The organism is Corynebacterium pseudogenitalium (assembly GCF_024453815.1).
Classification (GTDB): Bacteria; Actinomycetota; Actinomycetes; order Mycobacteriales; family Mycobacteriaceae; genus Corynebacterium; species Corynebacterium pseudogenitalium.
This window is the reverse complement of sequence record NZ_CP072934.1, coordinates 136,104-161,027: the sequence shown is the minus strand read 5'-3', so window position 1 is coordinate 161,027 and position 24,924 is coordinate 136,104. Positions and strand designations below refer to the sequence as shown.

15 protein-coding genes and 5 tRNA genes are annotated in these 24,924 nt (G+C 60.8%); 3 read left to right on the top strand and 17 right to left on the bottom strand.

All coding sequences use genetic code 11. The features are described from left to right. Window positions 1-25 precede the first annotated feature (25 nt). Entirely contained in the window at window positions 26-946 is a 921-nt protein-coding gene (gene gluQRS / locus KBP54_RS00700; protein ID WP_256005970.1) for a tRNA glutamyl-Q(34) synthetase GluQRS, read from the bottom strand. Between gluQRS and KBP54_RS00695 the strand changes: the two genes are divergently transcribed. Then, the gene (locus KBP54_RS00695) at window positions 945-1,631 is read left to right on the top strand and encodes a queuosine precursor transporter (RefSeq protein WP_070477264.1); all 687 of its coding nucleotides are present in this window, start codon (window positions 945-947) and stop codon (window positions 1,629-1,631) included. The two genes, gluQRS and KBP54_RS00695, sit on opposite strands and share 2 nt — an antisense overlap. Here KBP54_RS00695 and KBP54_RS00690 read toward each other — a convergent pair. The 8 genes from KBP54_RS00690 to KBP54_RS00655 form a co-directional block, all read right to left on the bottom strand. Further along, window positions 1,628-1,957, bottom strand: a complete 330-nt coding sequence (locus KBP54_RS00690; protein ID WP_256005968.1) for a helix-turn-helix domain-containing protein — start codon at window positions 1,955-1,957, stop codon at window positions 1,628-1,630. The two genes, KBP54_RS00695 and KBP54_RS00690, sit on opposite strands and share 4 nt — an antisense overlap. Before the next feature lie 60 nt (window positions 1,958-2,017). Further along, the gene (locus tag KBP54_RS00685) at window positions 2,018-2,452 is read right to left on the bottom strand and encodes a type II toxin-antitoxin system RelE/ParE family toxin (RefSeq protein WP_141742150.1); all 435 of its coding nucleotides are present in this window, start codon (window positions 2,450-2,452) and stop codon (window positions 2,018-2,020) included. Window positions 2,453-2,521: 69 nt separating this feature from the next. Then, a complete protein-coding gene (gene tgt / locus KBP54_RS00680; RefSeq protein WP_256005966.1) occupies window positions 2,522-3,772 on the bottom strand; it encodes a tRNA guanosine(34) transglycosylase Tgt in 1,251 nt (416 codons plus the stop codon). Further along, window positions 3,769-6,171 carry an MMPL family transporter gene (locus KBP54_RS00675; RefSeq protein ID WP_256005964.1) on the bottom strand — a complete coding sequence of 801 codons (2,403 nt, stop codon included), beginning with the start codon at window positions 6,169-6,171 and terminating at the stop codon, window positions 3,769-3,771. The genes tgt and KBP54_RS00675 overlap by 4 nt, the downstream gene beginning before the upstream one ends. 380 nt (window positions 6,172-6,551) lie before the next feature. Next, window positions 6,552-6,639 (bottom strand) — tRNA-Ser (locus KBP54_RS00670). A gap of 49 nt (window positions 6,640-6,688) precedes the next feature. After that, the gene (locus KBP54_RS00665) at window positions 6,689-6,895 is read right to left on the bottom strand and encodes a CsbD family protein (protein ID WP_070363288.1); all 207 of its coding nucleotides are present in this window, start codon (window positions 6,893-6,895) and stop codon (window positions 6,689-6,691) included. 89 nt (window positions 6,896-6,984) lie between these two features. Beyond that, window positions 6,985-7,413: a nucleoside deaminase gene (locus KBP54_RS00660; protein WP_256006669.1), complete on the bottom strand. Its 429-nt coding sequence runs from the start codon at window positions 7,411-7,413 to the stop codon at window positions 6,985-6,987. A 40-nt stretch (window positions 7,414-7,453) separates the two neighbouring features. Then, a complete protein-coding gene (locus KBP54_RS00655) occupies window positions 7,454-7,936 on the bottom strand; it encodes a tRNA adenosine deaminase-associated protein (protein ID WP_256005963.1) in 483 nt (160 codons plus the stop codon). A gap of 52 nt (window positions 7,937-7,988) precedes the next feature. Here KBP54_RS00655 and KBP54_RS00650 point away from each other — a divergent pair, with 52 nt between their 5' ends. Then, window positions 7,989-9,020 carry a prephenate dehydrogenase gene (locus KBP54_RS00650; RefSeq protein ID WP_246814881.1) on the top strand — a complete coding sequence of 344 codons (1,032 nt, stop codon included), beginning with the start codon at window positions 7,989-7,991 and terminating at the stop codon, window positions 9,018-9,020. Between the two features lie 76 nt (window positions 9,021-9,096). On the opposite strand, the gene KBP54_RS00645 is transcribed toward KBP54_RS00650, so the two are convergent. The 4 genes from KBP54_RS00645 to mgtE all read right to left on the bottom strand — a co-directional run bounded on the left by KBP54_RS00645 (window position 9,097) and on the right by mgtE (window position 20,680). Further along, entirely contained in the window at window positions 9,097-11,061 is a 1,965-nt protein-coding gene (locus tag KBP54_RS00645) for a hypothetical protein (RefSeq protein WP_256005961.1), read from the bottom strand. Window positions 11,062-11,204: 143 nt separating this feature from the next. Continuing rightward, window positions 11,205-18,713, bottom strand: coding sequence for a carboxypeptidase regulatory-like domain-containing protein (locus KBP54_RS00640; protein WP_256005959.1), 7,509 nt, complete (start codon window positions 18,711-18,713; stop codon window positions 11,205-11,207). Between the two features lie 460 nt (window positions 18,714-19,173). Next, window positions 19,174-19,249, bottom strand: a tRNA-Arg gene (locus KBP54_RS00635). 69 nt (window positions 19,250-19,318) lie between these two features. After that, the gene (mgtE, locus tag KBP54_RS00630) at window positions 19,319-20,680 is read right to left on the bottom strand and encodes a magnesium transporter (RefSeq protein ID WP_256005957.1); all 1,362 of its coding nucleotides are present in this window, start codon (window positions 20,678-20,680) and stop codon (window positions 19,319-19,321) included. Window positions 20,681-20,934: 254 nt separating this feature from the next. Here mgtE and KBP54_RS00625 point away from each other — a divergent pair, with 254 nt between their 5' ends. After that, on the top strand, window positions 20,935-23,430 hold the full coding sequence (locus KBP54_RS00625) for a hypothetical protein (RefSeq protein WP_256005956.1): 2,496 nt from the start codon (window positions 20,935-20,937) through the stop codon (window positions 23,428-23,430). A gap of 12 nt (window positions 23,431-23,442) precedes the next feature. Here the strand turns inward: KBP54_RS00625 and KBP54_RS00620 are convergent, their stop codons facing one another. The 4 genes from KBP54_RS00620 to KBP54_RS00605 form a co-directional block, all read right to left on the bottom strand. Next, a complete protein-coding gene (locus tag KBP54_RS00620; RefSeq protein ID WP_256005954.1) occupies window positions 23,443-24,267 on the bottom strand; it encodes a fumarylacetoacetate hydrolase family protein in 825 nt (274 codons plus the stop codon). 300 nt (window positions 24,268-24,567) lie between these two features. Then, a tRNA-Arg gene (locus tag KBP54_RS00615) sits at window positions 24,568-24,640 on the bottom strand. A gap of 1 nt (window position 24,641) precedes the next feature. Beyond that, a tRNA-Ser gene (locus KBP54_RS00610) sits at window positions 24,642-24,733 on the bottom strand. A gap of 81 nt (window positions 24,734-24,814) precedes the next feature. Further along, window positions 24,815-24,899: transfer RNA gene (locus KBP54_RS00605), tRNA-Ser, on the bottom strand. Window positions 24,900-24,924: the final 25 nt, after the last annotated feature.

Below are 24,924 nucleotides of genomic sequence, written 5' to 3'. Positions count from 1 at the left end.
CACATGCATGTTATTCAACCAGCGGTTACCCCCGCTCGGGTGTATTTGTCCAGACGAAAGGATCCGCTGAGAGTTTCTCAGGGTCAAAGCGCTCAAGGATCTCCTGCGCCGTCCCAGCGCCTGCGCACCCAATCGATTCTGCAAGCGCCCGCACCACACCATCCACCCCAACGCGCTGCGACATCTCCGCAAACGTCACCGCCCCGTCGCGCTTCGCCAACCGCTTGCCCTCCGCGTTGAGCACCAGCGGCACGTGCACATACTCGGGTTCCTGCCCGCCCAACAAGTGCGTCATGTACGCCTGCGCGGGCGCCGACATCAACAAATCATCCCCACGAACCACCTGGTCAACCCCCTGGTCCACGTCGTCGACGACCACCGCCAAGTTATACGCCCAGTCCCCCGCCTGCGCCTGCGTAAGGTTGCCACCGCGGCGCACCACCACGTCATCGACAGGCCCGGTCACCTCCCCGGCAAAGAAGTCACGAACCGTCCACTCCCGCACATCAGCACGCAGGCGAAGGGCAGGCATGCGGCCCTGCTGCGAAAGCTGGTGGCGTCGAAAAGCTCGCTGCTCCTCGCTCAAATCCCTGCACGTGCCCGGGTACATCCCAGGCTGCGCATGCGGCGCACTCGCCGCCTCCCGAATCTCGCGGCGCGTGCAGTAGCACTCATACACCGGGAGCTGCGACAACGCCGCCTCATACAACGCCGAACGCTGCGACTGCCACACCACCGGCGGATCAAAATCAAGGCCCAGCGCCAACAAGTCCTCTATTTGACGACGCCCCGCCGCCTCCGACGAACGCTCCGAATCAACATCCTCCACCCGCAACCAAAAACGCCGCCCACTCTGTCGCGCAAACAGCCAGGCCAGCAGCGCCGTCCGCAGGTTGCCAAAATGGAGATCCCCACTCGGAGAAGGTGCATACCGTCCAGCATTCATGTGTATAGGATATGTAGCCGTGACAAACCAAGAAACTTTTGCGCGATCGCTTTACCCTGTACTGGTATCTGTGTTCTGCGCCGTCTTCCTCATTTCCAACATCACAGCACAGAAGGGAGTCGCCCTCGGACCATTCATCACCGACGGCGCCTTCTTCCTCTTCCCACTTGCATACGTCCTCGGCGACGTGCTCGCCGAAGTCTACGGATTCAAAGCCGCCCGCCGGGCGATCTTCACCGGATTCGGCATCGCCATCCTGGCCGTCGTGTCCTTCTACATCGCCATCTGGCTCCCCGGCGCCGACTTCTACGACATGCAAGAACCCTTCTCGACGATCCTCGGCCTCATGCCGCGCATCGTCATGGCGTCCCTGGCCGGCTACATCGCAGGCCAGCTGCTCAACGCGTGGGTGTTGCAGAAAATGAAAGACCGGTTCGGACACGACCGCCTGTGGGCACGCCTCATCGGCTCCACCATCGTCGGCGAGTTCGCCGATACCCTCCTGTTCTGCGCCATCGCAGCGGCGGTCATCGGCATCGAAACGCCGGGTCAGTTCATCAACTACGTCGTCGTCGGCTTCCTGTGGAAGACCCTGCTCGAAGTCGTCCTACTCCCGATCACGTACCCGACCATCGCGTGGGTACGCCGCCGCGAGCAGGAACTGCACGCGGAGCTGCGAAGCTAACGCCCAGAGCCGGCGCTAGGAGCTGGCTCGAACACCAATCTGAGATCAAGGGCCGCAAGCACTTTGAGCAAAGTGTCAACAGTCGGGTTACCAAGCCCGTTTTCAATGCGGCTCAACTCGGCTTGCTGGATCCCAGCGGAATCTGCAACCTCTTGCTGCGTTGCGTCGCGTTCTTTCCTCGCGGTCATCAGGGCAGCACCCACTGCCCTTCGGTCTGCAATCTCGGAAGCAAACGCACGAGCAGCAGCATCTCGCACGATCTCAGCAGCTGGTGAAGCTGCTTCCCGATACGGTTTTACGAATTCTTCAAATGCTGTAGTCCCCATTCCCACACCTTTCATCCGCTGATTCAATACCCCTGATCTTATGTGTTACAGCACATAAGATCAAGAGGGTTGGTCACGCTTCCACTGCTCCAACGCAGCCCTTGCAGCTCGAATCTCCTTCTGTTCTTGCTTGCTACTTGGCGCACGCAGTTTGTTGTACCCACCCAGCAACAGAACGATCTTATCGCCGTGAAAAGTGCAGTAGACACGGATCAATACGCGTTTCTTCCACCAACGTTTTGGCACCCGATCAGCTGCTCCCGAGGGCCCATGCTCGCGAAGAATTGTGTCGATGCTTCTTCTTATTCGAAGTTCAAACAGCCCCCTACCAAGGCTTTTGCCCCATTCGCTTTCACAGATGCGAATCCCCAGCGGCGCTAAGACATACTGGACTGCTGCGTCCGTGACTGCTCGTTCCACTTCATCCAGGCGTTTGTAAAAACGATGAAAGTTTCCACCATCGAAAACCTCGACACGCCAAAGTTGATCAGACAATATACCCCCTTGTCCCCCGAAATGCGCTCTAGCTTAACGCCTATAAGAGCCTCTAGCCCCCAGAAACACCTACTTCCCCGCGTAGTACCTGCCCATAAACTCGTCTCGGAACGCCTCGTACTCCCCGGCATCGATGGCGTGGCGGATGTTGTCCACCAGGCGGATCATGAACTCCAGGTTGTGCATGGTGCACAGCGTGCCCGCCAGGAACTCCTTGGCCTTGAGCAGGTGGTGGATGTAGGCGCGCGAGTAGTTCTCGGAGACGTAGCCACCGAACTCCTCATCGACGCCGGAGAAGTCCCGCTTGAACCGGGCGTTCATCAGGTTCATGCGTCCGCCTAGCGTATAGACGCCCCCACGGCGACCAAGCCGCGTCGGCGCGACGCAGTCGAACGTGTCGGCGCCGGCTTCGACGGCGGTGAAAATGTCGTCCGGCTCGGAGATGCCCAGCAGGTGGCGCGGCTTGTCCACGGGCAGCTCATCGGTGACCCAGCCGACGATGGTGCCCAGGTTTTCCTTCTCCAGGGCGCCGCCGATGCCGAAGCCACCGAAGCCGCGTCGGCCGGCCTCGCGCGCCTCCCTGTCGAGGTCGAGCAGTCCGCGGGTGGCGTGGCGTCGTAAATCTTCGTACTGGGCGCCCTGCACCACTCCCCACAGTGACTGCTTCGGGCGGTGCGTGCGCTCCTCGGTGAGGCGGTGGTGCTCGTCGAGGCAGCGCTTCGCCCAGCGGTGGGTGCGCTCCACGGAACGCTCCTGGTAGTCGCGGGTGTCCACGAGGGTGGTGAGCTCATCGAAGGCGAACATGATGTCGGCGCCGAGCTGGTGTTGGATCTGCATGCTCACCTCGGGGGTGAAGCGGTGCTTGGAGCCGTCGATGACGGATTTGAAGTCGACGCCGTCCTCATCGACCATCGCCATGCGCTTGCGCTTCTCAGCCCGGATATCTTTGTCGGTGAGCCCGGCGGTATCCATGGCCAAGACCTTCTTGAAGCCGACGCCCAGGCTCATCACCTGGAAGCCACCCGAGTCCGTGTAGGTCGGGCCGTCCCAGTTTTCAAAGGCGGCGACGCCCCCGGCCTCATCGACGATGTCGGGACCCGGCTGCAGGTACAGGTGGTAGGCGTTGGACAGGATCGCCTGCGCACCGGTCTGGTGGATCTGCTCCGGGGTGAGCGTTTTCACCGTGGCCTTCGTGGCCACTGGGATGAACGCCGGGGTCTGGATCGGGCCGTGCGGCGTATGGATCACACCCGTGCGCCCATGCTTACCCGGCGCGTCATACAGGGTGGTGTTCAGGTCGAAGGAAAGGTCGTCGGTCATGCGTGCTCCAGTGATTCGGGGTGGAATTCGGCTTCGAGTTCGGTGCCCTCCACGTCAACTTCCGGCAGCACCTTGTCCAGCCACTTCGGCATCCACCAGGTGGAACGGCCCAGGATGAACATCGTAGCGGGGACGAGCGCCATGCGGACGAAGAAGGCGTCGAAAAATACGGCGGCGCCGAGCGTAAAGCCAAAGATTTGGATGAACGGCAACGGCTGGTCGATGAACGCCACGAACACCGCAATCATGATGACTGCTGCGGCCGTGACCACGCGCGCGCCCTGCACGAAGCCCTCGACGGTGGACTCGCGCACCGCCTTGATTTCCGCCTCCGGGTCGCCGGCGCGGCGCAACTTCAGGTAGCGCTCGCGGATACGGGTGACCAGGAAGACCTGGTAGTCCATGGCCAGGCCGAACGTGACGCCGATCAGGAAGATCGGCATAAACGACAGGATCGGGCCGGGGGTGTTCACAAGCCCGCCCCAGCCGAGCTGGAACAGGCCCACCGTCATACCGAACGCCGCGCCGACCGACAGCAGGAAGCCAAGGCCCGCCACCACCGGCACCAGGATGGAGCGGAACACCAGGATCAGCAGGATGATCGCAAGCCCAACCACAATCGCCAGGTAGAGCGGCATCGCGTCGCCCAGCTCCTCAGTAATGTCCATCTGCACCGCAGTGAGACCCGTCAGGCCTATCGACGTCCCCGTCGCATCCTCCACCTGGACATTGTTCGCACGCAGCGCATGCGCCACCTCCAGCGTGTACTCCTCTTCCGGACCACCCTTCGGGGTGGCCAGGATCCGGGCCGCCGTCATGTCCTCATTCGCGCCTACCAGCTGCGCGTGCTCGATACCGTTGACGCTGTTGGCCTCCTGCACCGCGTACATAAACGACGCCAGCGCCGCCTTCTGCGCGCGCCCTCCGGCTTCGTCCGGCATCATCGCCATGTACGGCTGCAGCATCTCCGCGTCCGGGTTGACGGAGGTGGCGTCGACAACCAGGAGGAACGGCGCGTTGACCCCCGGGCCGAAGCCCTCCGCCATCAGGTCCGCCGACTTACGCTGCGTGGTGTCCAGGTTCGACGTCGTATCCGACGGCAGCGCCATCTCCAGCTGCAGCAACGGCGACGCCAGCGCACCCAGCCCCAGCACGACGACCGTCATCACCACCACCGGGAACCTGCGCACCACGTTCACCCAGGACCGGCCCACCGACTTCGCCGACAAGTCGTGGCCAGGCCGCTTGCCCGGGCCAGGGTTGCCCGCGAACCACGGCAGCTTCCCTCCAAACGAGCGATCACCCCACACTCCCAGCAGCGCTGGGAGCAGCGTTAATGCCACAAGCACTGCGATGAGCACCGTCAGCGCCGCCGCCAGGCCCATCCACGTCAGAAACTCGATACCTGCCAGGGAGAGCGCCACCAGCGCCGTGAACACCGTCGCCCCCGCGAACACCACCGAGGACCCGGCCGTGCCCACCGCCAGGCCCGCCGCCTCCGGCGCGTCCAGCGTCTGCCGTTCCTGCCTGTACCGCGACAGGATGAACAGCGCGTAGTCAATACCGACAGCCAGGCCGATCATCACCGCCAGCACCGGCGTGACCTCATTGAGCTCCACCCAATGCGTCGTGATCAGCACCGCCAGCACACCAATACCCACCCCCACAACAGCACTCACAATCGGCATTGTCGACGCCACCAAGGACCCAAACGTCACAATCAACACCACGAACGCCACCGCGAGCCCCACCATCTCCGACGTCGTCTTAATTTGGATCGGGTCTCCGAACCCGGCACCACCGGCCTCAACCTGCAGGCCAGCCTCCCGGCCGATCTCCAGCGCCTCATTGACCACGGCGCGCTCTTCCTCCGACACCGACATCGAAGACTCCGCACCAAACTCAAACGTGGTGTACCCGATCCGGCCATCATCCGACACCATCCGCAGGTAGTACGCGTCCTGCTTCGCCTGCTCCTCAGGCAGGCCCATCTGCGTCATCTGCCCGACGATCATCTCCCCCAGCTCCCGGTTCACATTCACCGGGTTGCCAAACCTGTCCGTCCCCGTCAGCCCCTCCAGGTGCTCCTCGATGTAGCCGACCGTCGCGTCCATCCCCGCCATGAACTCCGGCTCATCTAATCGACGCCCCTCCGGCGCCGCAAACACCAAATTCACCCCAGGCGCCGTCGCCACGTTCCCTTCACCCGGGAAGTGCCGCTCCATGTCCTCGAGCGCCTCAATGCCCGGCGTCCCCGAGATCGGAAACTCCGACGTAAACGGTTTCATCAGCGAAAACGCCCCCGCCGCCGTGGCGCCGAGCAGCAACAGCCACGCCACGATCACCTTCCACTTATGCAGAAATGACCAGCGCCCAAGCCGAAACAGCATCTTCGCCACGGTGTTTACGTCCTCACTGTCGCTTCTCGATTCTGACTGCCACCAAACCGTGGCACACTACCAGGCCATCTTATAGGCGAAACCTTGCTGGACTCGATTTCCCTTCATACCCAGGTCACCCGTCTGGCCAAGCGAAAAAGTTGCCCGCCTTAGACGACCTTGGGAAACGTACCGACTCCTCCTCAAAATCCGGGAATGTGGTGCACATACAAAGGAGCGAGTGCCAAAAGACGCAACGCAAAACTTCTAGCCCTTTTCTGGCCTGCGGGAATACAAATGCCCGTTTTGCGAATTGCGTCCTTTGGCACTCGCACACTCGGGGTCCTCCCAAAAACCAAAACAACGCACCCCAGGCGACCCCAGGGTGCGTTGTTTTTAATTGGCGGTAGCGGCGGGATTTGAACCCGCGGAGGTTTTACCCTCACTCGCTTTCGAGGCGAGTACCTTCGGCCGCTCGGACACGCTACCGCAAACTAGAGTAACGGTTATTGCCCGAGCAACCAAATCAAGGCGGGGACTAGTCGTTCAGCTTGTCCTCGACCTTGGCGGCTACCTCGTTTGCCTTGTCCTTGACGGAGTCGGCAGCCTCGTTGACCTTATCCTTAGCATCGCCGATGAGCTGGTTGGCCTTGCCTTCGTTCTCGAGGGACTTGTCGTCGGAAAGCTTGCCAGCTGCTTCCTTAGCGGTGCCCTTCAGCTTGTCTGCTGCTCCTTCAAAAGCCATGTGATTGCTCCTTTTCGTTTCGTTGTAAGCTAACGGTTCCCCATGGTAGCCACTTTGGCAGGGCGGCGCTGTAACGATTCGGTTAAGTATTAGCGCAGGTCCCGGAAAAATTCGGCGAGCAGTGCCGCATTTTCGGGTTCCATGATCCCGCCGCGGACTTGGATTTGGTGGAGGTGGTGGGGGTCGCGGAGGGCGTCGAATAGGGAGCCGACGGCGCCGGTTTTGGGCTCGAAGGCGCCGAAGATTAGCGAGTCGATGCGGGCGCCGAGCAGGGCCCCGGCGCACATGGTGCAGGGTTCCAGCGTGACGACGAGCTCGCAGCCGTCGAGTCGCCAGGTCCCGAGGGTGCGCGCGGCGTCCCGGATGGCTTCGACTTCGGCGTGGGCGGTGGGGTCTTGGCGTTGTTCGCGCCGGTTGACACCGCGGCCGATCACCTCGCCGTCTGCGTCGAAGACGAGGGCGCCGACGGGCACGTCGCCGGGCGGGGTCGTGGCTGCGAGGTCGAGCGTTTGTTGCATGCGGGCGGTGGCGCGCCGCTGCCAGCTAGAGGAAACCAAGCTACCGCAGTGCTTCTTGGAGTTCGTCGGCGAAGCCGAGGGCGTCGGCGATGTCGTCGATGAGGTCGGCGGGTTCTTCGTCGGCGTCGAGAAGGAGGCTGAGGCGTTCTTCGGTGAGGCCGAGGTCGGCGAGGATGTCGAAGTCGCCGTCGGCCCAGCTGTCGGTGTCGTCGAGGTCGTCGGGGTCGATGTCGGGGATGTCGCAGCCGGCTTCTTCGAGGGCGTCGGCGGCGTAGTCGTCGTCGACGGCGATGGGGGCGTCGCTCAGCAAAATGCGTGCCCGATTCGGCCCTGGGCGCAGCACCACAACGTACTCATTTTCGACGTTGAGCAGCGCAAACGCCGGACCTTCGCTGCGGAGGCGGCGTACTGCGGCGATGGTGTCTTCCAGCGAGTCGAAGTTGTCGTTGTAGCGGTGCACGGACCATGCGCCATCGTGCTGGGCGACTGTCACTGCGTACCCGTCTGGAAATTCCTGTGCCATGTCTCACGACATTAGCCTGCACGCAGTGAATTTGTCACTAGAATGTGAAACCGTGACTGCCTCTTTCCTACATTCTTCGCGCCACCTGCCTCCTGTCTGCATTGTTGGGCTGGGGTTGATCGGTGGCTCCATCATTCGCGACCTCACCGCGGCTGGCCACGATGCGTTCGGCTACACGCACTCGAATGCGGGCACGAGGGCTGCGCAAAAAGATGGTTTCGACGTCACCAACGACCTCGAGGCCGCACTGCAGAAGGCAGAGGCGCAGCAGGCCCTGATCGTGATCGCGGTACCGATGGATGCGGTGGCGACCGTCCTGGACGCCATCGCGGAGCACGCCCCGAGCTGCGGCATTACAGACGTGGTCAGCGTGAAGCAGCCGGTGTACGACCTCGTGCTGGAGCGCGGTCTTGAGGAACGCTACGTTGGCGGGCACCCGATGGCCGGCACCGAGTTTTCCGGCTGGTCGGCGTCCCAAGAAGGGTTGTTCCAGCGCGCGGCGTGGGTGGTGACGTATGACTACGCGGAGAGCGTCGACAAGGTGCCGCAGACGTGGGCGAGTCTGTTCGCGGATGTGTGCAACCTGGTCGCTGTGACGGGCGCAGAGGCCGTACCGGTGTCGGTGAAGCGCCACGACGAGGCAGTCGCCCGCGTGTCCCACCTTCCGCATGTGATTGCGGAGGCGCTCTCTGTGGTCGGGGATCGCGGCGGCACGTTGGCGCAGTCGCTGGCAGCGGGCTCATTCAAGGGCGCCACGCGCGTCGCGGGCACGGACCCGTCGCTGGTCCGCAACATGTGCGAAACCAACGCCGAGAGCCTCGTCAGCATCATCGACGAGTTCACCGAACTGCTTGCCGACGCCCGCTCCGCCCTCTCCGCCGACGCTCCTTCCATGAAGCGCCTCGCCGAGAACGGCCACCGGGCGCACACCCGTATGCTGGCGCGTTCGGGCGCGCGACGTGAGTCGGTGTCACCGGTGAAGATTTCTTCGCGCCCTGTGATGCGCCTACACCCGGGCGCGCCAGGCTGGGTGAAGCAGCTGCGCCAGATCGAGTCGTTGGGCGGGCGGGTCGAGGTGTTCTAACTCGCGTTTGTTGGATACGGCAAAGGCCCGAGGGGATCACTCCCTTCGGGCCTTTACTCTGTACTGCTAATGCGCTTTATGCGTCGCGGCGACGTCCCATGAAGACGTACGCGCCACCGATCAGGAACAGCACGATGCCGAGCGTGATCACGCCGGACATCGGGGTACCGGTATCGGCGAGGTCCCCGCTGCGGGTCGACGTGGTCGTCGAGGAGGACTTGCTGGAGCTACGCTTGCTGCTGCTCTTCGACGTGGAACGGGACGCTGCCGTGCTGCGGGACGTTGCGCTGGTGGTACGTCCGGTGGAAACAGTGCCGGAGCTCTTGGAGTTGGAGAACGTTGAGGTCGTCGAAGTCTTCGAGCTTGTCGACTTCGAACCTGCAGCCCCTGCGCCTGCGCCCGCGAGGGCACCGAACGCGCTGAGCAGCGGCTTGACCTCCTTGAACACCTCGAGAATTTCCTGCGGCTTGGACTTCGTGCTCGTTGCACGGGTGTCCTTGTCCAGGGTGATTTTCTTGACCAGGTCCTCCTTATTGATCTGGATGGACTCGTTCTTGTAGCCCTCAGGGACCTCTAGGAGGCGGACAATGAAGGCCTTGTTGTTGAGCTCTCGTGGCAGGGGCGTCGACAAGTGGCCCTCGCCGTCAGTCTCGCCTTTGAGCACACGGTTGTTCAGGCTCGGGACAACCAGGCGGGCACCCTCAACTGGCTCCTTATCGTTGCCTTTGTAGATCGTGACGTCGAGCGTGCGCGGCTCCGCGGCCTCTGTCGTCGGAGTTGAGGACGGCTTCTCATTGTTGTTGGCTGGAGGCTGCTGCTTGTCCGCATCCTTGTTCGTCGGCTCAGTAGGCTTCGCAGCTTCAGCGTCAGACTTCGTCGTTTCGGACGGCTTCTTATCCGCCTGCTCCGCAGTATTGTCAGACTTCGGGGCCTCCGCATCGGCCTTCGTCTTGTCCGAAGCCGACGTCTCCGCGTCCTTTTCCTCACCCGCGTGCTTGATGGCGGTGAATCCGAACTTCTTATCGGCGCCGAGCACCTCGCTGAGCGTGTCGTCGCCGTCCTGGGAGAACGTGGCCACGAGCTCGTCGCCAGGGCCGATCTTCAGCTGCGTCGGCTTGAACTCGACGGTGTTGCCGTCCTTGTCGCCGGCAACAAAGACGTCGGTGTCCTTGGTCACTGCGTAGGCAACCTCACCCAGACGGTCGATGCCCTCGGTCTTGACGCCATGTGCCACCTTCAACGTGGTCACGCTGAGCTTGTCGGTGTCGGTGTTCAGGGTCCACAGCGCTGGCTTGCCGTCGAGGGTTTCAGCGTATGCGTGCAGGTACTCCCCCTTCGGGTCGGCCTTCTTGGAAGCCGTGCCCCACGCACCCGGCGCCTTGAAGTCCTTCGGCTTGCTGAAGGTATCCACCGTCACCTTGTGCTCAGTGAACACCGGGGTGGTGGTCGCGCTCAGCTTGTCCAGGTCGATGGCGTAGTAGCTGTCGCCGTCCTTCGAGAGTTCCTCCGACACGATCAGGCGGCCATGAGAGGTAATGGTTGCCGTGGTGATGTCGGTTGGAAGTGCGCCGTGCTCGACGCGTGCAGCCCCAAGATCCTCGACGTTGCCCGTCGCCGGGTCGATCTTCAGCAGGTGGTTCTCCTGCGGCGCGGTGGACAGCGCGTAGACGCTGCCGTCGGTTGGGTGTCCCGCCACCGCCGTGTACGTCCACGCACCGGACTCGAGCTCTACACCGCTGGTACCAGTGCCTGGCTTATCGCTTGTCGACGCCTTCTTCGCTTTCGCTGGCGTCGTCGCCACTGCTGGCGCACCCGCGACGGACGGGGCAACGCTCACGGATGGAGTCGCGCTGGCGCTTGGCGTCACGCTGGAGGAAGCAATGCTCGAAGGAGCGGTTGCTGTCGTGGTGACGGGCGCCTGGGTGGGCGTCTCGGTCGTGGTGTCGGCGTTCGCTGCCACTGGGACGAGTGTGAATGTCCCGGCGAGTGCGGACGCCATCGCCAAGCGGCCGTAGTAACCGGCGGTTTTCGAAATTTTCATTGTTCCCTCTCGTATAGGTTGCGGGGCTGCAAACCCAGTAATCCACCATTCAATGTACAAAACGATGTGGTACTTCTCAAGCAGCAACCCGCCACCATTTTCGTGGTGGCGGGTTACTTTTCGCTCGTCCTTAGCGCTTTGGGCTAGGAGACCTTTTCCTCACTAGGGGTCTGCTCTTTCTTGCTGGAGCTTTCTCCCTTGCTGGAGCCGTCGGCACCAGACTTGCAGGCTGCGTAGGCCAGGCCCACCCCAATCGCACCGATGGCGACCAGGATCAAGGCCAGAACTGCCGGGCCGGCTGCTGGGTGCAGCTGCTCTAGCTGTCGGCTGATCTGGTTCATCCACGCCGGACGCTCGATTGCGAGCTGCGGCATCGCCTGGTTGAACTGCTTGACCACGGCGTTGAACTGGTCCTCGTAGATGACCAGGCTGCCCGCCATCGCGCCGACCAGCAGGCCGAGCGGTATGAGGTACATCGCTGGGTTCGATGCAGACGAGGTCTCGGTAATGCAGCGTCCAAGGGAGCTGCCTTCCTTCGGAACTTCCGCCTTCACCAGCTGGATGCTGAGGTCCGTCGGCTGTTCTGCTTCGACCTCGAACAGCTTGGTGGTGATCTTCCCACCCTTGGCTGCCTTCTCGGACGGGATGCCGTACTCGCCAGCGATCTTCATGACGTCCTCGGACGGGTTGGTCACGCGCAGCTTGTACTTGCCTGGCGTGACGTTGCCGTAGGCAAACTTTCCGTTACCGTCGACGGTTGCGCTCAGGGAGGTCTTGTTGTCCTCCGAGATGAGCTCAACCTTCGCCTCCGTGAGCAGGCCAGCCGGCAGGCCGCTGAGCACACCATCGATGTAGCCCTTCGGGGTCTTGCCCTCAGACACAATCACGTGTGCGTTACCCCACGAGTTCTTGTTCGGGGTAACCGTCAGGATTGACGGTGGGTCCTCCTCGTAGATGCCCTTCTCTTCCTCAATACCCGGGCTACGACGCGGCTGGTCAAGGTCGGCCTTCACCAGCGCCTTGTTGTGGTGACGGGTGCCTGGCTTCAGCGGCGGTAGCGCAGCGGTGAGGAAGACGCGCTCGCCTGGCAGCAGGGTGCGGTTCCAGTCGCTCGGCAGGTCGATTTCCATCGGCTTGCAGTCGTTGGAATCGTCTTCGCTCGTGCCTTCCTTCCACTCACAGACCTCGTCGGTCAGGGTGACGTTGTACATCGGTGCGGCGCCACGGTTCATGATCTCGTAGGTGAAGTACATGTCTTCATCCACATCGAGGGACACTGGCTTGTTCTTATCCACACCGAACCGTGCGTTGACCTTCTTCTCCACGGAGGCAGAACCAATTCTTGCCACTGCGTTATCAGGTGTCGACGCCACCATCTGCCCCTTGCTGCCCGTACCGCGGGCCGTCGCGATGTTGTTCACAACGGACATGTCCTTCTGCGGCGGAATCTTCGCGGAGGCAAACACGTGCTCGCCTGGCTCCAAGGTGCGATTCTCTGGCTTCTCCCAGCCCTCAGGCCAGGTGATCTTGGCATCTCCCAGGAATGGGTCATCCAGGGTGATGTTCTTGATGATCTCGTCGGTCTCGTTGGTGATCACGAAGCCGTAGATCAGGTCCCAGTCCTCAGGGAGGATCGGGGCGCTGTCCATATCGTCGGCATCGTACCCGCGGACACGCTTGCTCAGCTTGAGCTGCTTCTCCGTCAGGTGGACGCCCGGGATTGCAACGTCCTGACCAGGCTTGACCGGAACGTACATTGGGTCGACGTTCTGGATACCCTGCGGGGTGAACACCTCGATGGTGGAGGTACCCGGCAGCGCCTTGTCAAAGACGAACTTGCCGTCCTTGTCGGTCGCGACCGCGCTGGTCTGACCACGCGGGTCGGTCGCGGTCACGATGACGCCCTCGACTGGTTTGCCGGAGCCGTCGTCAACAACACCTTCGACGTTGCTTCGCGGTGCCTTGATGCTGACAAGGCCAAGCTCGATCGCCTTGTCCTCAGTGACAGTGACCTTCTTCGGCCAGCCCTTCGGCTTTGGCCAGCCATCTGGGACGTCGAGCTCAATGGTGTACTCACCTGGCTCAAGGCGATCCGTGGTGAAGTAGCCGTCCTTGCCAATCTTCACCGCTGGAAGTGTCTCGATAGGCTTGCCGTCCTCGTCAAGGCGTGGGCTGCCGTCCTTATTCTTTGCGGTGCCCTTGATGCGAACCGTGCCGCCCTTGATTGGGTAGTTGCCGTCATCAAGGAGCCAGCCGCTGATCGTGCCTGGTGCTGCACCTGGCTTCGGGTTCGGCGTCGGCTTGCGCTCGAGGTAGACCCGCAAGTCGTCGTTCGTCTTGCCAGCCTCAACAACGACACGCTCGTAACGCGGCGTATTGAAGCCCTCTGGTGCCTCCACCTGGACGACGTACTCGCCCGGCTCGAGACCGGAAGCGGTGAAGATACCGGAATCGTTCGTGGTGACCTGCGTAGATCCGCCACCGAGGCGGAGGATGTTCACCTTCGCGCCAGCAATCTGCTCGACTGGCTTGCCCTCGCTCACGCCGAGCACGTTGCCCTGCAGGGTACCCGTGGTCGGGGTGTTCTCAACTGGGATCCTCTCCAGTTTGATGTCCTGGGCATAGTTGTCCAGGCCCGTCTCGATGACAACGGTGATGTCCGCACGCTCGAGGTAGCCCTCCGGCTGCGCGATCTTCAACTGGTAGTTACCGGTTGGGATGCCGTTGCGGCGGAACGAACCGTCAGCGTTAATAGCCACCGGGTAGCGTCCAGCGTCGCCTACAAGGACCAGGCCGGTCTGCGGCAGCGGAGCATTCGTCGCCTTGTCGTAGACACCACCGATGAAGTTACCGGTTTCGGCCTCCACCTCGCTCTTCTTCAGCGTGATGGTCGGGACGACACGCTCCTTACCCGCGTCGACCTTGACCGGGATGTTGTCCACCGGTTCGTAGCCAACAGGCTGGGTCACCTTGAGGCTGTAGGAGCCTGCTGGGATGGTGGCGTCGTCAAATGTGCCGTCTTCGGCGACCTTGACGTCGATGGTGTTGCCCTTGCCGGAGGTTGGCTCAAGCGAGATACCAACGTTCGCAACCGGTTCACCGGCTTCGTCCTCAATGTTGCCCTTGATGGTGCCCTTCGTCGGCTTCGTCTCAAGGGTGATGTCAAGAGGCGTTTCCTCGGCAGGCTTCACCGTGGCGGTCAGACCGCGAACCGACTTGAACTTCTCCGGCTGCACAACGTCAACCGTGTAATCGCCCACCGGGACCTTGGTGAAGGAGAACGTGCCGTCTTCGGCAGATTCAGATTCGATCGGCTGCTGGCCTGCGCGCTGCAGCTTGATCTTGACCTTGCCAACAGGCTCGCCGTTCTCGTCACGGACAGTGCCTGCAACGTCGCCGATCTCGGCGGTGAACGTAATCACGCCCAAGTCAGCTTCCTTGCCTGGGTAGACCGTCAGTGGCGGAACGCTTACGCGCTTGTAGTTGTCCGGGGACTTGACCTCAACATCGTACGTACCTGCTGGCAGCTCTGGCACGGCAATGTTGCCTTCGTTGTTGAATTCCAGATCGATTGGATCGCCGGACTCCGGTACCAGTCGGATCTCGGCGCCGTCGACAACCTTGTTGTTCGAGAATTCGACCTTGCCCTTCATGCTGCCTGGCTTGCGCTGCAAGGAGACCTGGACAGGATCCGTACCCTGGCCAAGCACGACCTCGAAGCTTTCGCTCTCACCAGCGAGGTGGGTGTCAGTCTCCTCGACCTTCACCGTGTAGGTACCCGGCTCCATCTTGTCGAATGCAAAGCTACCGGACTTATCGGTGGGCTGGGTCTTTACTACCTCACCGTTCTGGATCAACTGTGCTTCGACGCCTTCGATGGCATTGCCGCCGTCGTCAAGCACGGAGCCGTTGAGGCGCTTAAGGTCTCGGGTGACCTCGATGGTGATCTCTTTCTGATCACCTGGCAGCAGACCGTTCACGGTGAGGTTGTTACCGGTGTACTCGCTAGTCTTCGGGACCTCAAAAGTTGCGTTGCCTTCGCTGAGGCCCTCGACGACGAACTTGCCGTCCTTGTCAGTCGTGACTTCTTGCGTGCCTTCGTTCGTCACCTTGACGGTGGCGCCAGCAACTGGCTGCTTGTTTTCGTCGACGACGGTACCGATCACCGTCGCGGACTCGTTGGTCACCCTGACGAATTCCTTGTTATCAGCTGCCGTGCTGCCAGGTTTGATGCTGACGCCGGACTTCGATCCACCCTTGTGGCGATCCGTCGGCTCAACCTCAATCGTGTAAGTGCCTGGGCGCAGCTCGTTGAACTCGACCTTGCCGTTCGCGTCACCGGTGCCCTTGGTCTCTGCACCGTTTTCATCAATCAGCTTGATGACTGGTGACGAGATAGCACGGCTCTTCTCATCCATGACGTGGACCGTCATGGATGCATCTTTACGACGCAGCTTCACATCGCGAACGACGTTGCCCGCTGCATCGACCTTGAGCTCAATACCCTGGGCCTCGTCGTATGCTGCAGAGTCTTCAATGGTGACCTTGTAGGTACCGACTGGAACCTTATCGAAAGCGACCTTGCCGTTTGCGGTGGTCAAGTCCTTGTTGATTTGCGTCTTGTAAGTGTCAGACTGCGTGCCCTTAAGCCACACCTTCACACCGTTTACTGGCTGCCCTGCATCGTCAGTGACGTTAATTATGACGGTGCCCGGGTTACGGTCGACAGTGTAGTTAGCGCGGCCACCTTCAGCCCACCTCACTGTGACCTTGCCGTGTGTGGAACCATGAATGTCGTTTGCCTCAACCTGGACGATGTACTCACCAGCAGGCAAGTTGCCCGAGGTGTACACGCCACGCTCGCCTTCGGTCCAGGTAGTGTCAACGCCCTTGAGAGTCAGCTTTGCGCCACTGACTAGCTCACCGGCCTCATTAAAGACGGTCGCGACAATTGGAGCGCGATTTTCCTTGAGGTCGAACTCAACCTTTGCGGCCTCTCCAGGCTTGACAGTGACAGACTTGGTCGTCTCGTCGAAGCGACCATCATCCGACTTTCGGACCGTGACCTCGTACTTACCTGGCAGCAGCTTCGCGGAACCGGTATTTGCAAAGGAGAACTTACCGTTCGAGTCAACGCCACCGAAGTCGAAGTACGCGCCGTTCTGGCCCTTTGCGTCCACCGAGACGCCACCCGAAGCTGGCTTCCCGTCGATGCGGACGGTGCCTTCGATGCGGGAGGTTGCCCGCTCGACCTTGATGTCTTCGACGGTCTTCCTCTCCGCAGCCTTGAGCGCGGAGAACTTCTTCGAGGCCTCTGCGTAGGTGCCGTCACCTGCGGCAGCAACGGTTACCGAGTCAGTACCAGCCGCGACCCTGTTAAAGGTGTAGTAGCCGTTCCAGTTCGTACGAACTGTCTCATTGCCAACTCGAACTTCGGCATTCACCACTGGCTTGCCATCGTCGTAGATGACGCGGCCGTTGATCTCGCCTGGGTTCTTCTTCAGCGTGATCTCCTGGACTTGCATGCCATCCTTGGGATCAATCGTGACGGTTCGAGGAGCATTCTCGAACGTGTACTTGTCGCCCAGGTCGCCCTTCGGAGAAGTCAGCTTGAGATCGTAGGTGCCTGGGAACAGCACTTGCTGGACAAAGCCGTTCTTATCAGTGACGCCCTTACGTCCTTCAGCCCCGTTTGCCTTCTTATGGTTCGGGCTCGGAGTGACTTCCCACGTCACGCCCGCAACGCCGTCTTCGCCGCCGAGGAACTGGAGAAGAAGTTCCTTCGTCATAAAGTTCGGCTTCAGCGGGTCAGGAAGGTCGTAGGTTTTGCCGCCTTCAGTCTTATTGACAGGCACTGACGTATTCAGTTCGTAGGTGTAGTTATCAATTGCATCGACCTTGACCTGAACTGTCGCAGTGGGCTTCACACCTGCAACAACGAACTGGCCGCGACCGTCCGTCTTCACGCTCTTGCCGTTTACAGAGACCGTGGCACCAGAAATTGGCTTATCGAACTGGTCAAGCACCACGCCCTGGTAGGAAGCCAGCGTCTTGGACACTGTGGCGCGCACAATCTTAGTTTCGCCTGGAAGCACGAACTCATAACCGCTGCCTACGACCTTTCCGTTCCGGTCGATCAGCTGGACGGATACCTCACCTGGGTTGACAACACCAAGGTCGTATCCTGCTTGATTCTTGTATGGGTAGTCACCCCAAGTCCGGTTATTGTATTTCAGGCGAATCTTTCCGCCATCAAAGTTCTCGTTGCTTGGGACCTGGATCTCTACCTTCGCGCGGGCCTCTTTCAACGTTGGTCGGAAGTCAACTCCGTCGATCGTACGGTTACTAATATTCACCGTTCGTGAAACGGTATTGATGTAGTCACCAGAGAGCTGGAAGCGGTAACTTCCATTGTCCAGACCTTGAATCTTGTAATCCCCAGAGTCCAGGAGGGACACCTTCCGGACCTCGCGTTTGTTTTGATCAAACACTGTGAGGGTAAGCCCCTGCGCAGCATTGAACGAGTAACCAGTCGGCAGGTAAACCTTGCCGTTGACCTCCTTACGCTGCAGGTAGAACCTAATTTCACTCGGATTGTTCCCCGGAATATTGAACGACTGTACTGATGTAGGGAAGTACTCATCCGATCCGCCGTACCAAATTTGGTAGTCGCCGTAGCTTCCGGTTAGTTCATTCGACGACCAATTCCCATGACCAATTGAAGCTCCGTTACTCGGGCCAAGGTCGGTACGCTTGATCTGCAGGCTACCTCCCGTGTTCCACAGCGGGTAGCCATGGCGATCGTGCATATGGACCAAAACGGTCCCCTTGCGCTCCTCAAGTTTGATATTGAGGTAGGACTGCTGGTCAGCACTGATTGTAACGCTGCCGCGTGACGTTGAAGTCTTATCGTTCAGGCGAGCTTCCCAGCTGTACGTCCCAGCTTTCAACTTCTCGCTCGTGAACCAACCATCACGCCCAACATTAACCTTCTTGCCATCAATCTTCAGGTCAACTTCGGAGGCTGAGTAGCCGTTCGGCACCTGTACATAACCCCCGACCCAGCCAGGCTTGGGCGCTTGAGGCGCGACTGGTTCATGCTCGAACCGTGGTGCAGAGGCCTGGCCAAAACGGAAGTTCGTAATCGAATTCACATCTTGAACAGACAGAATATCGAGACGCTCTTCGCCAAAACGAATATTGCACGGCGAAGCATCCGAGCACTTCGATGAAAGATCCAGTTCGAATGCATCGCCATTGGAGGTCATCGGGAAATCAAACTCGCCCAAGTCCCTCTTAACCGTATTTCCCTGCATAATCCGGACACGTACCTTACCTACAGGCACGATTGGCTTTTTATCGATAAGGGTTGGGTAAATCCGGAATTTTCCCGAAACGGGGATATTGAAGTAATACCCATCAGGAGCATAGAAACGCCACGCGATCTTATTGCCTATCCTGACTTGCTGCGATTTCAGGTTGCTCAGTGAATCCGCCGCCTCCGCCGACGGCAGCGCCACCTCGGCGACGTGGTCGCTCACAGCCGGGACGGCCATCCCACCGATAGCTAAAGAAAAAGCGGTCGCCGTAGCTATGGCCGCTTTGCGAATGCTGGAAAACAGCCCGCGTCCGGACTTACCGTTTCCGGTCATTGTGGTCTCCTGATTCGTAAGTTATTGAGAGAAATTCGAAGCCTAGGAGCGAGCGCACAGACTTCTCCTAAGTAATCTGTACAAATATACGTCGTTTACCACCGTCAACTCAAGCTAAGAGCTACATATACGCAGCGCAAGAATCGCAAATCCCCTCTTCGCACCGCTTCAATTATCGACGCCCCCTCCGACCTGCGCCCTTAGTCCAAATCAATGAGGCACCCCCAACACACACCGGGCAAACCTTGCAAAAAGCTGAGAGCAGCGGGGTCCCCCTTTGTTTCCACATTTCGCTGATTGCCGATGAGGGAATGAGTGCCAAGAGACGCAATTCGAGAAAACGTGACCAATATACACACAGGTCAGCAAAGGCCTAGATTTCAAGGGGTGCGTCTTTTGGCACCGCCTCAAAGAATAAAGCAGAAACCCCAGCCCACACGCGGTGGACTGGGGTTTTATTTGGTGCGCCCGGAGGGATTCGAACCCCCAACCTTCTGATCCGTAGTCAGATGCTCTATCCGTTGAGCCACGGGCGCGGTGTTTTGCTGCCTTGTAAGCAACGAAAGAGACTCTACACCGAAACTGCGAGTGCAGCAAAACGCCTGTTAGATGCCCAGAACCGCCTTCGCAATAAAGAAGTAGATAATCAGACCGGTGGCGTCACAGAACGTAGAGATAAACGGGTTAGAGAACACGGCTGGGTCGGCGCCAATGGTCTTAGCGATGATTGGCATCACACCGCCCACGGTTGCGGCCATCGTGCAGACCAGCAGCAGCGTCAACCCAATGACAATGCCCACCGACTGCCCGAACACCAGCCCTGCCAGTACAAACCCCAACGTGCCAAGCACGGCACCGAGCAGCATCCCCACCCGCATTTCGCGCCACGCCACCTTAGCCACGTCGCGGTTACGGACGTCATTGAGCGCGAGCGCGCGAGTCACGGTGGTGGCAGCCTGGTTGCCGGTATTACCGCCGGTACCCGTCAGCAGCGGGATAAATAAGGACAACACGACGGCCTTCTCAAGCGTGTCCTCGAAGATACCGAGCACCTGCACCGTCAGGATCGCGGAGACCGCAAGCACCAGCAACCAGACGATACGGCTCTTGACCAGGGCTTGCACGGGCGTTGAGAGGTACGGGCGCTTCAGGGACTCGGACGCACCCAGGCGGGCGGTGTCCTCGCTGTCTGCTTCCTCGACGATGTCGTGAGCCTCGTCGTATGTGAATATGCCCACCAGGTGGTGCTCATTATCGACGACCGGCAAGGCCAGCAAGTTCGACGACAGGAACCAGCGCGCGGTGTCCTCTGCCTCGTCGGAGGCGTAAGCGTACTGCGCTTCCCGCATGACCTCGGAAACGGGTTGGTTGGCGTGGGATTGGAAGAGGCGTCGTAAAGAAACGATGCCTACGAGCGTGCGGTGCGCATCCGTGACGGGGACGGTGTAGATCGTCTCCAGACTGTCGACGTTCTCGCGGAGATTATCGACGACCTCCTTGACCGTCATCTCTGGCGTGACCAGCGGCACCTCCGGCGACATGGTGCGGCCGACGGTGCCCTTCTCGTAGCCGAGGACGACGTTGGTGACGCGCTGGTCGTCCTCGTCGAGCTCGTGCATAAGGCGGGCGGCGACCTCGGGAGGGAGCTCGTCGAGGAGGGCCACGCGGTCCTCGGCGCCAAGGGCGTCGAAGAAGCCGACGACGGCTTCGTCGCCAAGTGCGGTGACCATGTCTGCCTGGTGCGCCGGGTCCAGCACGTCGAAGACGACCGCAGAGCGCTCCGGCGACAGCAGGCGCAGAATCTTCGCACCGTTTGTGACATCGGTGCGCTCAATCATCGCGATAATGTCCTTGAGGCGGACGTGCTTCAGCTGATCCTGGAGCTCCGACAGCCCCTCGATCTCTGGATCGTGGTCCTCCAGCCGCCGCTCGAGCTCGTAGAGCTGCTCGGGGTCATTGATCTTCATCTCCACATCCTTTCACCTCACCGCGATTGGCCAAGTCAAGCATTGCAAGCGTAGCCGCACCTACCCCCGGAGGTGGAATAGCGCACCTTTTTGTTCAGCGAACTACCTGCATGTTTTGCCTATCCCTTTACGTTCCTCGCCTTGGGCGGGGGTGAGAATGTTAAGTTTTACTGGACAGAAACGATATCAATCTGTGACATACCTGTGCTGCAGGTCCAGTGCAGCGTTTCCGCTCTTGAGCAAAGGACAAGTTTATGGCATACAGCACGCGCACAAAGCGCATCTCTATCGCCGCCGGTGCGCTTTCGATCGCGCTGGTCGCCCCATTCGTCAGCGTCTCGACGTCCGACCTCCCCGCAGCCCACGCCCAGACAGTGGCGACGCAGGCATCCGACTTCGACACGCCCGAAGAGGTCAACTTCTGGGACGCTAAAACGGTCGAGCTCAAAGACCTCGCCCTAAACCCCGGCGACAAGATCGATTCGACCTACTGGGACAAAACCACGCGCTGGCCGGTGACCGTTGATGCGGAGGGCAACCTGACCATCGGCAAGCCGTGGAACAAGCTCACCTTCAGCAACGCAGTGAAGGCCGGCAGCGCTGAAATCCCGATCAAGGTCACCCCGGCCTCCGGCGAGCCGTACGAAGCCACGCTGAAAATCACCGTCAAGGACGAGAAGCCAGCGGAGGAGACCACCACGCCGGAAACCACCACGGCTGAGTCCGAGGCGCCGTCTGCGTCCTCCGAACCGGAGGCACCGGCCGAGTCTGAAGCACCGGCCGAGTCGGAGGCACCAGCAGAGTCGGAGGGGCCGTCGACAAGCGAGGAAGCCCCAGCCCCTGAGGCGCCGAAGTTTGACTTCGACAAGACCTACGAGGCCGAGAACTTCTGGAACAAAGAAACAGTGCCTGTGCCGGACGCCAAGCTCGAGCCCGGCGACAAGATCGCGTCGACCTACTGGGACAGCACCACGCGCTGGCCAGTGACCGTCGATGCGGAGGGCAACGTCACCATCGGGAAGCCGTGGAACAAGATCACCTTCAACAACGCCATCAAGGCTGGTAGCGCGGATATTCCGGTCACCATCACGCCGAAGGAAGGCGAACCGTACTCCGGCACCCTGAAGGTCAAACTCACCGACACCATGCCTCCCGCCAAGTGGGAAGGCGACCTGCCGGACTTCAGCAAGATCTACTCAGTCGACTTCGAAAAGCAGCGCGTGAAGCCGGTCCCGGGCCTGACCCTGCCGGAGAACGTCACGATTGAGCGCAGCGGCGCGAAGTACCCGCTCTGGTCCTTCACCAACCTCAACGGCGAAGTGCAGGTCAACGCACCTGCCACCTTCACCCCGGGCGTGTTCGACCTGCCAGTCAAAATTAGCGACGGCACCTCCACCGTCGAGCGCACCATCCGCATCAACGCCACCAACCCGCAGACCACTGGTGGGGAAATCGCGAAGGGTGTCGGCGGCGTTCTCGGCCCAATCCTGGGTGGCCTGATCGGCGGCGGCACCGGTGGCATCGGCGGCGCTATCGGTAACTTGCTCGGCGGCCTCCTCGGCGGCGGTGGCTCCGGCGGCTCTGGCGAGGACGGCAAGGGCGGCTCGGGCGGCGGGCTGCTCGGCAGCCTGAAGGGCGCGCTCGAGGGCATCGTCAAGGTTGAAGACGGCGCGATCCGCATCGAAAACAACGGCAACAACAACGGCCATGTCACCGTCACCGGCAACGCCAACCCGACCGTCAACATCTCCGACAACGGTTCCAACAACGGTAACCCGCAGGTCAGCGTCGTTGTCACGGATAACGCCAAGGTCCACGACAACGGCAACGTCACCATCACGGGCAACGCCAACCCGACCGTGAACATTTCCGACAACGGCAACAACAACGGCAACCCAAACGTTGTTGTGACCAACAACGCGAACCCGACCGTCAACATCACCGATAACGCGAACAACAACGCGTCCAACAACGGCAACCCGGACATCAAGATCTCGGATAACGCCAAGGCGTCCGTCGTGGTCACTAACAACGCAAACCCGACCGTCAACGTCTCTGATAACGCGTCGAATAATGGCAACCCAAACGTCGTGGTCACCAACAACGCGAACCCAACCGTGAACGTTTCGGATAACGCCAACAACAACGGCAACCCAGACATCAAGGTCTCCGATAACGCGAACCCGACCGTCAACGTTTCGGACAACGGCAACAACAACGGCAACCCAGACATCAAGGTCTCCGATAACGCGAACCCGAACGTGCAGGGCATCCCGCTCAGCTCCGGCGGCGGCTCCTCCAAGCGCGGCGGCCAAGGCGACGAAGGCCAGGGCCAGGGCAACGGCGGCTCCTCGAACCTGAACGCGCGCGTCGGCGCAGAGGGCGGCATTTCCGACCCACGCTGCATCGCAACCCTGGTCGGCCTCGGCCTTCCACTGCTGGCCGCAATCCCGGTTGCGCTGTCGAACCAGCTCGGTATCCAGATTGCGGGCGTCGATAAGAACTCGGTTAACCGCGCACTCCGCGACACCGCCCGCTCCCTCAACGTCGACGCAAACACGCTGACTGCGGTCGGCGGCGGCCTGGTCGGCGTCGTGGTGACCCTGCTGGCGATCGCCGGCCTGCGCAGCTGCATCCCGAACGTCAAGGACATCGACATCACCGTCGGCAGCTCCGGCAACCAGGGCCAGCAGCCGACCGGCTCAGTGACCACCACCGCGCCAGTCGTCCCCACCACCCCAGCGAAGTAAGGGCGCCGGGCGCTACTCGAACACAGTGCGGTTCGAGATGCGCCCCAACCCCTCAATCTCAATCGTGACGACGTCCCCGTCGCCCACATAACGCTTCGGGTCGCGCGCATGCCCAACCCCGCCCGGCGTACCAGTCAAGATGGTGTCGCCGGGGTTCAGCGGGTAAATGTGCGAAATGTACTCAATCAGAAACTCCGGTGTAAACACCAGGTCAGACGTCGAATCGTTCTGCACCACCTCGCCGTTGAGGCGCGTCGTGAGCTGCCCCGCACCCGCCCACTCGTCGCGAGTGGTCAGCCACGGCCCGAATCCCGCGGACTTCTCCAGGGACTTGCCCTGGTGCCACTGCAGGGTGGAGTACTGGTAGTCGCGCATCGTGTAATCATTGGCCACCGCGTAGCCCGCGATGTAATCAGCCGCGTCCGCCTCTACTACTCGACGCGCCCTCTTCCCAATCACAACCGCCAACTCCCCCTCCCAATCCAGGGCTCCCCTGGCCCATTCGGGAACGTTCACATCGTCGTAGGGGCCGGTGAGGGCGTCAGCAAACTTAATGAACAGCGTCGGGACTTTCGGCAGCTCACGACCCATTTCCTTGATGTGGTTCGCGTAGTTCAGGCCGACACAAATGACCTTGCCCGGGCGAGGCACAACTGGCGCGAGATCCTTGTCCTGGAAGGTGACCTGCTCCCCGTCTGCCGCGGCAAGGTCCTGCCAGTTTTCTTGGGCGAGGAGCTCGCCGACATCTTGAAAGCCGAGCTTGACTGCGGTCGTTTCCCCGGTGCGGCGCGCGGCGGTCGTGGTTCCGCCGGGTTGGCGAAGTGTCATCAGTTGCATAGTGCGATTCCTTTCGGTGCGTGTGTGTACGCACGACGCTACCGGCCCGCATATGCGCGCGCACCAGATTCGCCAATTCGCGCGAAGGCGCTCGGCGTTTTCCCAGTTCGCTGATGGGCTGGGAGGGAATTTGGTGTCCCCCAGCCGATTGAGTGCCAAGGGACGCAATTCGAAAAATCCGCCCGGGCATATGAGCAGGTCACCAAAGGGCTAGGCAATAATGGGTGCGTGCTTTGGCACTGCACAACTAGCAGGAAAGCAACAACCCCAGCCCGCACAGTGGACTGGGGTTTGATCTAGTGCGCCCGGAGGGATTCGAACCCCCAACCTTCTGATCCGTAGTCAGATGCTCTATCCGTTGAGCCACGGGCGCGTGGCGGAGACGACAGGATTTGAACCTGCGGCCCTCCGCAAAGAGGGCAACTCCTTAGCAGGGAGCCCCATTCGGCCGCTCTGGCACGTCTCCAGACCTTCGCCCATAGTACACACACCACGAACGGGGAACAAAACGAAGGCCCCTCACCAACCGGTAAGGGGCCTTCACTTGCGGAGACGAGGGGATTTGAACCCCTGGAGGTGTGACCCTCGCTGGTTTTCAAGACCAGTGCATTCGGCCGCTCTGCCACGTCTCCAATGTTGCGTGATTCTACAGCACCC